The following is a 12,825-nucleotide window of genomic DNA, read 5'->3' as shown; positions in this document are numbered from 1 at the left end:
ATAGAGGAAAAAATGTCTACATCAATATTGTCCTCATCTCGTGTGTTTACCACAATAAATTATTATAAGGATCAAGTCACAAACTACCAAATTGATGTATTAGTGGAATATTCAAAAATTACTGATATTAAACAAATTGCTCGCGGAGCTATTTATGGAGTAACAGCAATAGGAACAGGTTTAGGATGCGCTACTTTAGTCTTAGGCTCTTCTAAAGTATTTCAAATACTTAAGCCTCTATTCAATCCTACATTCTCTCTTATTCCAGCAACGCAAAAAACTTTTATTAAAATTTTATATATTCCCGTACTTATTTATTACATATTTTCTATGTGCGTAGCTACTCCCATTCTAGAAGAGATCATTTTTAGGGATTTAATACAAACAAAATTACTTAAAAACAAAGTAACACCTTTTTTAAAAAACCATTGTCCAAGCCTAGCTCAGTCTCAAACAGCTTTAAAAATCTCTCGAATCTTTTTCACTTCAATTTTATTTGCTCTTGCTCATGCTCCTCAAAATGGATTGCAACTTTTCCCTTTCCATCAGTTTGGAGCAGGGCTCATTTTTGGAATCGCCAAAGAGCGAGATGGGCTTTTTTCAGCAACAATAGCTCATTCTACATCCAATTTTATGGTTCTCATGTTACCTCAAATAGCTATCGTTCGTCACATTTACTTCCGCTAAATAAGTAAATTAAAGGATTGTTTATTCTTTGAGGATAAAAAAAGTCTGGGAAGATATTAAGCCGGATTCTGTCGACTAACAAAAAAGTTAGCCTAGTCATCATTCATCTAGGGATGGCGTCGCCGACATCCTCAAGCAACTCTTGAGAGCTCTGTGGAGACAGAATATGCTCTTGTCGGTCTTGCTTCAGATAGGGTTTGTCACTGTTTGAGTCTCCTCAAATCAGGCATAGCTCCCAAAGCTAGCATTTCACCCTGTCTATCAAAACACAAAGTGTTTAATAGCGGAATATTTTCTGTTACACTTTCCGTAGCCTTACGGCCCCCAATCTTTCATTGGTATCTTCTCCTGCGAAGTCCAGACTTTCCTCTCCTCTTCTTTCAACAGAAAAGCAGCGATGACTTCTCTTCCCAGACAAAAATTTTGAAGAACATTTGAAAAACCCTCAAAAATCAGCTTTAAGAGGGCTAAAAAGGCTCTAAGCTGTTTTCGTTGTTCGCCGACGCCGTTGTTTTGTGGCAATCACGCTATCTTCTAAAGCTTTACTTTCTTGCCAATAGTGAATACGTGAACAATGCTCACAAAATACTAGACGCTCTCCTTTACGAACGAGATTTTCATGTTGAGCTGTTAACATGATATGACAACCACTGCAGCACCGATTTTCTAAGGGCACAACAACCCGATCTTTTTTATTACGGAGAAGCCTTTCATAAATTTGAAAAACTTCTGGGTCAGCTTGTTCGACAAGTTCATCTCGTTGGGCTTTAAGAACACGACCTTCTTCGTTAATTTGTCGAATACTTTCATGAATTTCAGTTTCAACAATTTTAGAGTTAACAGCTGTTTCTTCTGCACCCTCTTTCAAACTCTTAAGCATATCTTCTTCAACCGCTAACTTATCATAAAAATCGCTTAAACGCTGCTCTTTATTGAGACGTTCGCGATCTGCGGCTGAAATCTCATGTGTGATGGCATTATATTCATCAACTTTTTTAATTGAATTTTGTTGTAACTCAAATTTTTTAATTTTTTCTAATATTTCTGCATGTTCACCTTCGGTCAAGCGAATCAACTTTTTCACTTCAAAAATTTCAGTTTCTTTATCTGTCACACGCTTGTGAAGTGATTCTTGCCCACTGTGAATAAGATCCAATTCTTTTTGTCTTTGTCTTTTTAAGAGCATCAACTGAATCATTTTCATGTCTAGTTCTTGAACTTCTAAAATCACTTTAAGGGCTTCTAGCATAGGTATTCCTTAAGGTATAGGGGTAAGCTTGTCTATCTACTAGAAAGTGTTCAACATTTATTTTAAATGATTTAATAATCTCTCAAATTTCATCTCATTTGAGAAATGTCAAATGCTGTGGAACACAATCTGATCATCCCTTAACATGAATTATTTTAGATTTAACACAATAAGGGACTGTTAAAAGATTTCTACTTAATTCCTGCTGAATGAAACACATTAGATTACGTAGTCGTATTTTGTCATGCAGCACAAACTATCGCCTAAATTTAGTTTAATTTAGGATACAAATAAGATATCCTGTCGAGAGTTAATATTCAATTAAAAACCTGAGGCTTCAAACAGATTTGTAAATTTTTAGTTTTCTTATTTCGCATCCCAAACTTATCATTTTTTTTATTGACAGAGATTCATCTAATTTACAATACATAAATAAATTCTTTTATTAACGTAAACATCATTTTTTAGACGCTTAATTTGTGTCTTAAAAGATGCTTAAGAACTATTTTTTACTTAAGTCAACCGAGAGGTGAACCATGTTAACCAAAAAAGACTCACTTAAAAATCCTGCTAAAACTAAAATAACGCAATCCCCGCAACCCAACGAAACAGATGTTTTTGCTTTAGCTAAAGCTCCGACTCAACATCCCGCTAAAATTTATGCAAATCGAAAGGATGAATGTGAACATGGATGCTCTCATGTTGAAAAAAAACCCTTATTTAAAACTTCAGTCTTAGTTAAATATGATGTAGGATTTAACAATCAACTGTACATTCGAGGTAATGGAGCGAACCTAACCTGGAACAAAGGGCAACCATTAAAAAACATTAAAGCAGATGAATGGATTTGGGAAAATGAAACCCCTTTTTCGAGCTGTGAGTTTAAAGTATTAATTAACGATAATCATTATGAAGCGGGTGAAAATCACACTATAACTAATGGCTGTTCATTTATTTATACTCCTTCATTTGCATAAAATTATATTTTGAGTCATTAGCCAAATTTTACTTGAAAGCCCTTAAAACAAAATCTATCAATATTTATTTTTAATAATTGATTATGAGCATTTTTTGGGCTTACTTTCAAATTTTAACGCTACTAATCAAGTCCATACCATTTTAAAAAATCTCGTATATCTTGCACAAAACAAACTTGTCAGACACAATAAATCCCACATCATTTATTTGTTCAAGCAAATGAATTTAGCCTAGGCGCTAGGTTTATCTACTTGAAAATCAAATTTTACTAAAATATTGCACTCATCTACTCACGGTAGTCAACGAAAAATAAATGCAAAAGATGTGGATTTAACGAGTAACTGCATGAAACTCAACAGATTTTCAGTCGTCATAAGGAGAACAGCATATGTCAAGACTTAAAAAATATCTCTCTTCTAAAACAAGCAATCAACAAAATTCAGCAGCGATTGCTTATTTAGCCGCTCTTGATCATATTGAAACTGTCTCCCCTACTATTTCTTCTAGTATTATTCAAGAATTACAAGATGAACGCTCTCATCTAAAACTTATTGCATCTGAAAACTTTTCGTCTTTGGCTGTTCAGTTAGCAATGGGTAACCTTTTAACTGACAAGTATGCTGAAGGATATGCACATCACCGATTTTATGCGGGATGCGATAACATAGATAGCATTGAAGAAACAGCTAGTCAAGAATTGATTCAATTATTTGGATGTGAGCATGCCTATGTTCAACCCCATTCAGGAGCTGACGCAAATTTAGTGGCACTATGGGCCATCTTAATCCATAAAATTCAAAATCCGGAAATTGAAAAATTTGGAAAAAAAACTTTAGATGAGTTAACTCCCGAAGAATATGAAAAAATTCGGCAACTTCTCGTTAATCAAAAACTCATGGGCATGTCCTTAAATTCCGGGGGGCATTTAACGCATGGATATCGCCATAATATCTCATCTAAAATGATGCGTTCTGTCTTATATGATGTTGATCCCAAAACCGAAATTCTTGATTACTCTGTACTTGCAAAACAAGTGCAACAAGAAAGACCGACAATTCTTATTGCTGGTTATTCGGCTCATCCAAGGCGACTTAATTTCGCTAAAATGCGTGAAATTGCAGATAGTGTAGGAGCTACTTTGATGGTAGATATGGCCCACTTTGCCGGTCTGGTAGCCGGAAAAGTTTTCCAAGGCGAATTCGATCCTATTCCTTATGCAGATATTGTGACTTCTACTACGCATAAAACATTGAGAGGCCCAAGAGGAGGTTTTGTTTTATGTAAACAGTCCTTTAGCGAAGCCATTAATAAAGGTTGTCCGTCAGTTCTTGGAGGGCCACTTCCCAACGTTATGGCAGCAAAAGCCGTCGCTTTTAAAGAAGCAAACTCCCTTAATTTTAAACAGTACTCACAAAAAATTGTTGATAATGCTCAATCCTTAGCCAATTGCTTTCTTCAAAATGACATTCGTCTTGTTACCGGTGGAACAGAAAACCATTTAATGATTCTCGATTTATCTAAATTTGGATTAACCGGTCGTCAAGCAGAAACTGCATTAAGAGAAGCCCATATCACAGTTAACAGAAATGCAATTCCAAATGATCTTCAAGGGCCTTGGTACACATCTGGAATTCGTTTAGGAACAGCAGCTTTAACAACCTTGGGAATGGGTAAAGATGAAATGAATGAAATTGCTTCTGTTATTTTCTCTGTCCTATCAAACTCTAAACCTGGCATTGTTCAAAAAACTGGACAACCAAGCAAGGCTTCAGTCATCACAGATTCCACAATTATCAATGAAGCAAAGGCACGAGTAAAAAATTTATTAATTCATTTCCCTCTCTATCCTGAAATAGAAATTTAATAAACTTTACTATCAAATCGATTTAGAGTTTGACACAATCAAACATTTTTTCTTATTTTGCGCCTTTAGAACTTGAAAAAGGATATCAGAAATCATAAGATACAACTAAAAAATGAGTTTTGACTCGGGAGACTTCCATGCCCAAACATGATAAAAACAAAAGTGCCATTCCTTCTAAAATGGCAGATCGTATTGAACATGCTATACTAGATTCTAGAAGAATTTTTATTTCTGATGCTGTTGATAGTGGATCGGCAAGTGAAATTATTCGCAAGCTTTGGTATCTCGAATTAACAGATCCTGGCAAACCAATTTTATTCGTCATTAATAGTCCAGGTGGCGCTGTTGATTCAGGATTTGCGATCTGGGATCAAATCAAAATGATTACTTCCCCTGTAACAACATTGGTTACTGGATTAGCCGCTTCAATGGGTTCTATTTTAAGCCTTTGCGCTTCCCCTGGACGCCGATTCGCAACACCTCATTCTAGAATCATGATCCACCAACCTCTTTTATCCGGAGTAATTAAAGGGCAAGCAACAGACTTGGAGATTCAAGCAAAAGAGATGCTAAAAACTAGAAATGGATTGATTGAAATCTACGTACAAGCAACGGGGAAAAATTTTGCTGCCATAGAAAAAGCAATTGATCGAGATACATGGATGACAGCACAAGAAGCCTTAGAATTTGGACTACTCGATAAAGTGATTAATAGCTTTGAAGAGATTGAATCCACTTAAAAAAACTTATGCAGTGGTCTTTTACTAAATATGTGGGATGTGGAAATGATTTCATTCTTTTTGATAATCGAAATGGTAAATTTCCATTTTCCATCCCTCTTATTCAACAGCTTTGCCATCGGCAATGGGGTGTTGGAGCTGATGGGATTATCCTTTTAGAAAACTCGACAATTGCTCATGCCCGCATGCGCATTTTTAATGCAGATGGAAGTGAGGCCGAAATGTGTGGAAACGGTCTTCGATGTTTAATCGATTGGATGGAATCTTTAAATATTTTGCATTCCATTTATTCTATAGAAACAAATAACCATGTGCTAAAAGCTTGGAAAAGTGCATCTAATATCACTATTGAAATGGGCTCCCCCAACAAATTAAATTGGAATGTGCCTATTTCATTTGAGTCAAAAATCTATTATGTGCACTCATTAAATACAGGGGTTCCACACATTATCTTATTCGCTGAAAACATTGAACAATTTCCGTTAGAACGAATGGGGCCATTCATTCGTTATCATCCGTTATGGAAACCTGACGGAACTAACTTCTCAATTGTACAGCATCTCCATGGTCAAACTTTCATGATTCGCACTTATGAAAGAGGGGTAGAAGCAGAGACATTAGCTTGTGGGACGGGAGCAACAGCAGCGGCTCTAGCAGCAGCTTTTCAGTATCGTTTAAGTGCTCCCATATCAATGCAAACTCGATCGGGAATTTGTTTAGAAATTGGTTTCACGTTGCTTAATCAAAAATTTACAAATGTGACAATGACAGGTCCAGCATTGGCCGTTTTCAACGGCTCAATTAAATTAGAATCATAACCGAAACTTTAAGAAAAAAATTTAACGCTTAATTGATAAAAATATGCTAGTTAAAAAGCTTTTCGATTGCTTGTAACTCAATCAATTCGATACAATCCCAATCTTATATTACTATTTGAGGAAGTAACCGAATATGTGCGCCAGCAAAACTAAACAAGAAGCTCAAAACCCCCTCATTTTACGCTGTCACCGTTTAATGGAGGCTTTTGCTAAATCGGATGACGAACGTGATTTTTTTATTGATCGATTAGAAGGTTTTTTAATTTATGTTGATCTTGATAAACCTCAAAACGAATTAGACGCTTTACAAAAAGAATTGGCAGAGAATTCGGATAGATATTGTCAAATCCCAAAACTATCTTTTTATGAAACCAAAAAGATCATGGAAGGATTTGTCAATGAAAAGGTTTATGATATTGATACAAAAGAAAAGCTCCTTGATATTATTCAATCTAAAGAAGCTCGAGAAAATTTTTTAGAGTTCATTTATGATCATCATTCTGAACAAGAAAAGTGGCAGCAATTTTATCAAGAACGTTCGCGCATTCGCATTATTGAATGGTTAAGGTTAAATCATTTTCATTTTGTTTTTGAAGAAGATTTAGATTTACCCCGTCAACTTGTAGAAAAACTTAAACATTCTCTTTTTCAATCAAAAGTAGGTAAGGATATTCTAACAGCCCGCAAAAACTTATTTGCAAAGGCAAAAACTTACTATTCCAACGAAGCTTTAAATCCCCGTCCAAAAAGAGGTCGCCCACCTAAACAAGCTGCAAAACCAGAAATTGAACCTCAAGTAACAATTGATATTTTTACAACTGTTCCCCCAACAGTTCGCCCTTTTCTCTTTGTACCTAACATTCAATCTTCCCATTTTTCAGCTTTTTCGTCAAAATTTGATTCTGAAGATGACCTTTTAACAAACCGTCGACAATCCTTTGATGATGACACTTCTATAAGCCAAAAGCTTGCATCCTTACGTACTCTTTCTAATCGCTGGGCAGAAACTCAAAATCCTCCGACAGAAAAAGAGAATAATCCCTACGCAATGGATAACAGTTTTGATGACGAAGATGATGATGACGATGATGAGGATTTTACTGAAAAAAAACAAAAAAAGGCGAAAGAAAAGCCAATTAAAGCTAAAGCGGCCTCTAAGTCGGCTGTCGTAACTAAAGCTACAAAGCCAGCCAAACCAGAAAAGCCTAAAGCTAAACGAATTATTCCGAAAGCAAAAAAAGAAGCAATGCCGACGAAAGGGAAAGTTTTAAAAAAAATCATGCCTAAAAAAGAGTCTTAGGCTTTTAGAAGTGCGATGCTGAATTATTGACGATTCAGCATTGATTAAACTTTAGTTTATCAATATGAGCTCAGTTATTTGCTACAGATGAAGCTTGAAAAATAAAAATTAAATGGCGCAGAGATAAATCTACGATACCTTGTTTAATCTTCGTTCCTATCCGGCCCCATACATGTTTTAAAATCATTCTAAAACATAAAAATGATAAAGTTAAAATTTCTTAAAATAATCAGTTTTTTTGCTTTTATTATTTAGATAATCTCGACGGTTTGTGAGAAAGATTTTTTTGAAAAATTTGACAAAGAAACAAAACAACGCTGATATAAATGTGATAAGTAAGCTTTAGTTGCTACCATCGTTTCATCAATTACATTATTTGAACTCGTGCCTAAAACACAAAAAGCTAGGTTATTAGCCACTAGGGCAAGTAGCGTTAACTCTTTAAATTTAGGATAAACCATCAACGAAATCGCCAAAATATTATTGATGCTGTGTGCCAATATACTAACCGAAAGAGTTTGATATTTTTCACTGAGATACCCATATGCAACACCTCCCATATAACACCAGTTTATTTGAAAGAACATACTAACATAATTACTATGAGAATTATTAACATGAGCTAATCCAAAAATAATAGCTGTCACATGGATACGCCAAGCTCTTTGGGACATTATTTCTTGCTTTGTCAACTCCCTTTTAATCACAAATCGATTCCATCCCGCTTGAGTTATACCAATTCCTCGCTGTAGCATCCCACGAAAAAAAACTTCTTCAACAACGGGCCCCACAACTGTGATCAATCTTACATTAATCCCTGGTAATTGTTTGCTAGAAAAAAGGGCTTTTGTTACTTCTTCCAACAAAATTTTTACAGCAACTATTTTCACCATTTCAGCAACAACTGGATCAATTATAACTATTGCTTTTAACCCAATTTCTTTTGCTTGGATAGCGATTGGAGAAAGGTGTGCACCCCATGCGTGAAAATTTTCAGAAATTCTAGTCATACATTTTCCTAAAGCTTTTTTATTAATAGCTATTTAAGTGCAAAAGTAACAATCATAAAAAAAGTAACAATCATAAAAATAGATAAAGAAGCTTTCGTTTGCGTCGTTATTTTATCAAATACGTTGTTGGAAGTAAACTCTATATAATCATTCCTCGGATCAATTAAAGTGCAAATAGTAATGCTATTTTTGCATAAAAATCGCCTATAATCTTGAGAGATCACTCATTCTATTTACTGAAATTTTTAAAGATATGAATGTTTCTCGCTTAAACTTTTATAGCTAACCCCACGCAAATAAAATCAACCAGTTTGTCCAAACTTAGTATAGCAATTGGAATGAAAATTTTTGATATAAATAACTCCAAAATTTTTTTTGCACAGCAACCATTTTTACAATTTTCACAGTTATTATGGGTTTAGCTAATTTACTCATTATAGTTATCTATAGAGGGGCTACTCTACCCTTGAGGAATATATTGTGTTTGAAAGTCATAAAAGTCCCCTAAAATATAACGCACAAATTTTTTAATAATGAAATATCAATCAATTAATAGTTGTCTTTACAAAGTAAATTCTGCCAAAACATGGCTTTAATCCCTCTATATTTGATTGACAAAAAAAAACTTCTGCTTAAATTAAAATAAAATTAGGCCCTCCTTAATATAACGGAATGTGAATATGCAACCTTCCTTAAATTGTTCTTGTCAGACAGAAGCTAACTGGATTTCGATTGAGACTTACATAATGACTGAAACCCCATCAGAGCAAACATCCCAGCAATATTTAGCAAAAGTAACCACAGCATTAGAAACCTTCAAAAAGTTAAAAAAAGAACAAATCCAAAATTTCCCTTTAACTAAAAAGTTTTTTCAAAAATTAGTCCAAGAAAAAACAATTCCTAAAAATGTCATTGATATATACAAAAAGATCTGGAAAAAATACGGTTCATCCATTTCCTCCGATCCCACTCATTTTGTTAAAATTAAGGTCAAAGCTTTTAATCCATTCCCTAATATTCCCTCCTATATTCAAGTCCCTAAAAATTTATTGGAGACTTTAGTTCCTTTATTAAAAACTCAATCAGAACGTGGATGGAAAGATCATAAAGAATTAATAATCGATTTTGAAAAACTAGCGGATATTATTGACACCGACAGCCCAGACCTTGCTTCTTTAATTGCGATAGACCTAATTCAAATCCTGTTAGGAAAGAATGTATTATTCACAAAAGACAATTTCATTCCTCTGCTCAAATTGTCTCTCTATTACTTTATTCCTATAAACTACACGCAATTAGCTATTTTACTCAAATCAAGACGAAAAGATGTAAAAAATATTATTTACTTGATGGCAACTGGAAATTTAAACTTAACAAGCAAAAATTTAGAAATAGCGGACCAAAATATTCTCCCTATTCTTCAATTGTCACATTTTTTAGGAATTAAATTAGATTTGTCTAAACATTCTCGAAGAAGATTGCCAGTTGATTCGCAAACATTACTACCCCAGCTGAATAAAGAAAATTTTGAAGTGATCTTTGAAGCATTGAGCGAACACATAGATGATGTTGAACAAAAAAAAGCGTTAAATACGACTTATTTTTGTTTTTTTATTCTAAGTAAAATGCAAAAAGCGGAAATTTTAAGTCAAACCTGTAAAAGCATTCATGAGGCATGGAAAACGTTTGGTTCAAGTTTAAGCTTAGATTCTGACGGTTTGGCATATAGCCTACAACCAGGCTGCGCGGAATTATTTAACAAGTTAAATTACTTAATTGATATTGTTAAATTTAATTTGTCTTCGCAAACGGGCAATGAGAAAGTGTTAATCAAATACGAGTCTATGCTAAAAGAGGTATATCCAAATGCTTTACTCGTCTGGAACTGCAAATCAGCCAGACAATTCCAAGTCTATTTAGCTCACGAAGCACCTTTTCATAACCCCCTACGAAAAAAAGTTTATTTGAGAGATGTATCCGATTCAGACATGGAAAAAATCTTTCAGGCCACCTCTCTATTAACAGAGGTAGAGTTTACCCTTGTTTCATCTCACTTAATGCACTTAGTTTATCTTGGAAAAAATCCCATTTGTTTAACCTCTAAAAACTTAGAATTTTTTCATGCGCCTAATGCTCGAAGCATCAGCCTCTATTTCTATGATAATTTATTAAATTGGAAAGCAGATAATAGTCAAGACATTGTATTTGGCTGTAACAAAGAAGAAAATAGTCTTTTATCTGATTTTGAATTTAGAAATAAAAATTCCGTTAAATTCCTCTTTTCGAATGTCACAAGTGTTAAAGCAACTCGTATTCAACATCTGGAATTTCAAAACTGCAATAATCTCGATCAATTGAATTGTCAGAATGTTCAAAATTTGAAGTTAATCAGCACCGCTATCACCGAAATCCAAAGCCAGGATAATCATAAAATAGAGTGTAATCATTGCTTCAATCTAGAAACATTAACCGTCGATTCTCGTCAGTTACTTCTTCATCGATGTACACGGCTGAAAACAATTAAAGCTCTTCAAGCTGAAGTTATTGACATTGATCAATGTCCAAATATTAAAGAAATTATTGTTCCTAAAAACACACGCATTCATGTTGAAGGTAAAGCAGTATTAGCGACTGATTTTCGTATTACGATTGTACACAATGAAGCTGCTTAAGGAAGAGAATAAAAAAAGCCGTTAGGTGGCTCCTAACGGCTTTAAATGCTCGGGAAAGGACTCGAACCTTCACGCCCAAAATGAGCAAGAGATTTTAAGTCTCTTGTGTCTACCATTCCACCACCCGAGCGAAATTGAATAAACAATTTAACTTTTCAACTGATATTTTGTCAAGGTTTTTCTATCTTATCTTAAATGTCCATTCAATTTAACCTCCTGAACTTAATCAGAAGGCTTTGCTTAAATTAAAATTATACATCTGTTTTATTTTCAGAATGAACTATCTTTTCATTTTCCTCTCGCTTTTGACTTTCTTCGAAAAATACTTCTCCTTCATTTTCAGACTCTTTTTTATAAGCGGGAAAAGATAATTCTCCAGAATATTCAGCAAGATTAGACTCATTTGTTAATGCGATTTCATTGGAAGTTGTGTTTTCAGACGGAATTTCTTTGAAAATTTCTTCTTGAGTTTGTTCTTCTCGCTTCAACTCTTGTTCAATAATATTTTCAAAAAGCTCTGTTTTATCACCCAAGAGTTGCTCTGTAGCCCCAGAATTAGAACTTTCTGGTTCCTTTGCAAATGTTGGTTCTTGCAAATAAGGAGCAAAATCGACATCATCATCTTCATTTAGGAGTTCTTGAACCTTGTCATGAGGCTTATACTGTTCCTCTTCAGTTAAGAAAAAAGCATTTTTAAATAACGCATTTTCTCTATACCGGTTAATTGTTTCTGAAATTAATGTAGGAGGTGGTTGTAATAGAGAAGATAGCAAACTAGGCGATAGCGTCGACGTTTGCCCATTTTCTAATACCTCTTCAGGTGGCAGAAGATTAATTTTCTCGTCTTCCAATGATGGAATGTCCGAAGGAGATAAATCATTGATGGCTTCTTTTGCATTTTCTTCTCGCTCTTCCCCCTTACCTCCTCTTCGCTTTCGATAATGGCGGCGTCTATCTCGTTTTTTATCGACTTTAACTTCTTGCCTAGATTCTGGATTTTCGGAGACTTGAATATTCGTATCTTCTTGCTCGGCAACAATTTCTTCCTCTGTTACTCCCTCATTTTTGTCAAATTCTCGATTAGTTGCTTTTAAGTTTCCTTCACGCCCTCCCCCAATTTTAATTGAACGATCTAAACCTGCATTTTTTAAAACCATGCGAGCTTCTCTGACTTCTAAAATTTCATAGTCAGCTACGGGAACAAGAAATGATTTAGGCCTTTCCATGGAACGGAAAAATAGAGCCTGACTAAAAGAGACAACTTCTACAGAATCAACAAAATACTCTTCTTGCGCTGATCCTTTACTGCTTCTAACGACTAATTTATATCCTTCTTTAGGAGTAACAATCGTTTCTATGATGGGTTCACGTGTAAAATCCACTTTAGTTATCCATTGTTAAGTGTTTCCATCTGATTTATATTCAGTCAACTTAACAAGTTTTATTAGCTAAAGACTAAGACAACAATATTTGAAGAATAGACTAAAAACTCAAAAATGAGCTGATT

Annotated in this window: 10 protein-coding genes, 1 tRNA gene and 1 other RNA gene; 7 read left to right on the top strand and 5 right to left on the bottom strand. The window is 34.5% G+C overall.

The window, feature by feature from the left end:
* Positions 1–12 precede the first annotated feature (12 nt).
* Positions 13–687, top strand: a complete 675-nt coding sequence (locus PC_RS02180) for a CPBP family intramembrane glutamic endopeptidase (protein WP_011174998.1) — start codon at positions 13–15, stop codon at positions 685–687.
* Positions 688–728: 41 nt separating this feature from the next.
* Here the strand turns inward: PC_RS02180 and rnpB are convergent.
* An RNA gene (gene rnpB, locus PC_RS10195) (RNase P RNA component class A) lies at positions 729–1,101 on the bottom strand.
* A 64-nt stretch (positions 1,102–1,165) separates the two neighbouring features.
* Positions 1,166–1,936 carry a zinc ribbon domain regulatory protein CdsZ gene (gene cdsZ, locus PC_RS02175; RefSeq protein ID WP_011174996.1) on the bottom strand — a complete coding sequence of 257 codons (771 nt, stop codon included), beginning with the start codon at positions 1,934–1,936 and terminating at the stop codon, positions 1,166–1,168.
* A 536-nt stretch (positions 1,937–2,472) separates the two neighbouring features.
* Between cdsZ and PC_RS09820 the strand changes: the two genes are divergently transcribed.
* The 5 genes from PC_RS09820 to PC_RS02150 all read left to right on the top strand — a co-directional run bounded on the left by PC_RS09820 (position 2,473) and on the right by PC_RS02150 (position 7,636).
* Positions 2,473–2,913 carry a CBM20 domain-containing protein gene (locus PC_RS09820; RefSeq protein WP_011174995.1) on the top strand — a complete coding sequence of 147 codons (441 nt, stop codon included), beginning with the start codon at positions 2,473–2,475 and terminating at the stop codon, positions 2,911–2,913.
* A gap of 389 nt (positions 2,914–3,302) precedes the next feature.
* Entirely contained in the window at positions 3,303–4,778 is a 1,476-nt protein-coding gene (locus tag PC_RS02165; RefSeq protein WP_011174994.1) for a glycine hydroxymethyltransferase, read from the top strand.
* 137 nt (positions 4,779–4,915) lie between these two features.
* Positions 4,916–5,518 carry an ATP-dependent Clp protease proteolytic subunit gene (locus tag PC_RS02160; RefSeq protein ID WP_039356797.1) on the top strand — a complete coding sequence of 201 codons (603 nt, stop codon included), beginning with the start codon at positions 4,916–4,918 and terminating at the stop codon, positions 5,516–5,518.
* 8 nt (positions 5,519–5,526) lie between these two features.
* On the top strand, positions 5,527–6,336 hold the full coding sequence (gene dapF, locus PC_RS02155) for a diaminopimelate epimerase (protein WP_011174992.1): 810 nt from the start codon (positions 5,527–5,529) through the stop codon (positions 6,334–6,336).
* A 133-nt stretch (positions 6,337–6,469) separates the two neighbouring features.
* Positions 6,470–7,636, top strand: a complete 1,167-nt coding sequence (locus PC_RS02150; protein WP_011174991.1) for a UPF0158 family protein — start codon at positions 6,470–6,472, stop codon at positions 7,634–7,636.
* A 251-nt stretch (positions 7,637–7,887) separates the two neighbouring features.
* Here PC_RS02150 and PC_RS02145 read toward each other — a convergent pair whose 3' ends face one another.
* Positions 7,888–8,646 (bottom strand): CPBP family intramembrane glutamic endopeptidase, encoded by a 759-nt coding sequence (locus PC_RS02145; protein ID WP_011174990.1) that lies wholly within the window; start codon positions 8,644–8,646, stop codon positions 7,888–7,890.
* Between the two features lie 680 nt (positions 8,647–9,326).
* Here PC_RS02145 and PC_RS02140 point away from each other — a divergent pair.
* Positions 9,327–11,318: a hypothetical protein gene (locus tag PC_RS02140; protein WP_011174988.1), complete on the top strand. Its 1,992-nt coding sequence runs from the start codon at positions 9,327–9,329 to the stop codon at positions 11,316–11,318.
* A 46-nt stretch (positions 11,319–11,364) separates the two neighbouring features.
* Here the strand turns inward: PC_RS02140 and PC_RS02135 are convergent.
* Positions 11,365–11,448: transfer RNA gene (locus PC_RS02135), tRNA-Leu, on the bottom strand.
* A 121-nt stretch (positions 11,449–11,569) separates the two neighbouring features.
* Positions 11,570–12,700: a hypothetical protein gene (locus PC_RS02130; protein WP_011174987.1), complete on the bottom strand. Its 1,131-nt coding sequence runs from the start codon at positions 12,698–12,700 to the stop codon at positions 11,570–11,572.
* Between the last annotated feature and the right edge of the window lie 125 nt (positions 12,701–12,825).

Source organism: Candidatus Protochlamydia amoebophila UWE25 (assembly GCF_000011565.2).
Lineage (GTDB): Bacteria > Chlamydiota > Chlamydiia > Chlamydiales > Parachlamydiaceae > Protochlamydia > Protochlamydia amoebophila.
This window is presented reverse-complemented; position numbering and strand designations above follow the sequence as displayed.

Excerpts from the sequence above, each read along its gene's own strand:
- PC_RS02180 (WP_011174998.1), top strand. The coding sequence starts at position 13 with ATGTCTACATCAATATTGTCCTCATCTCGTGTGTTTACCACAATAAAT.
- cdsZ (WP_011174996.1), bottom strand. The coding sequence starts at position 1,936 with ATGCTAGAAGCCCTTAAAGTGATTTTAGAAGTTCAAGAACTAGACATG.
- PC_RS09820 (WP_011174995.1), top strand. The coding sequence starts at position 2,473 with ATGTTAACCAAAAAAGACTCACTTAAAAATCCTGCTAAAACTAAAATA.
- PC_RS02165 (WP_011174994.1), top strand. The coding sequence starts at position 3,303 with ATGTCAAGACTTAAAAAATATCTCTCTTCTAAAACAAGCAATCAACAA.
- PC_RS02160 (WP_039356797.1), top strand. The coding sequence starts at position 4,916 with ATGCCCAAACATGATAAAAACAAAAGTGCCATTCCTTCTAAAATGGCA.
- dapF (WP_011174992.1), top strand. The coding sequence starts at position 5,527 with ATGCAGTGGTCTTTTACTAAATATGTGGGATGTGGAAATGATTTCATT.
- PC_RS02150 (WP_011174991.1), top strand. The coding sequence starts at position 6,470 with ATGTGCGCCAGCAAAACTAAACAAGAAGCTCAAAACCCCCTCATTTTA.
- PC_RS02145 (WP_011174990.1), bottom strand. The coding sequence starts at position 8,646 with ATGACTAGAATTTCTGAAAATTTTCACGCATGGGGTGCACACCTTTCT.
- PC_RS02140 (WP_011174988.1), top strand. The coding sequence starts at position 9,327 with ATGCAACCTTCCTTAAATTGTTCTTGTCAGACAGAAGCTAACTGGATT.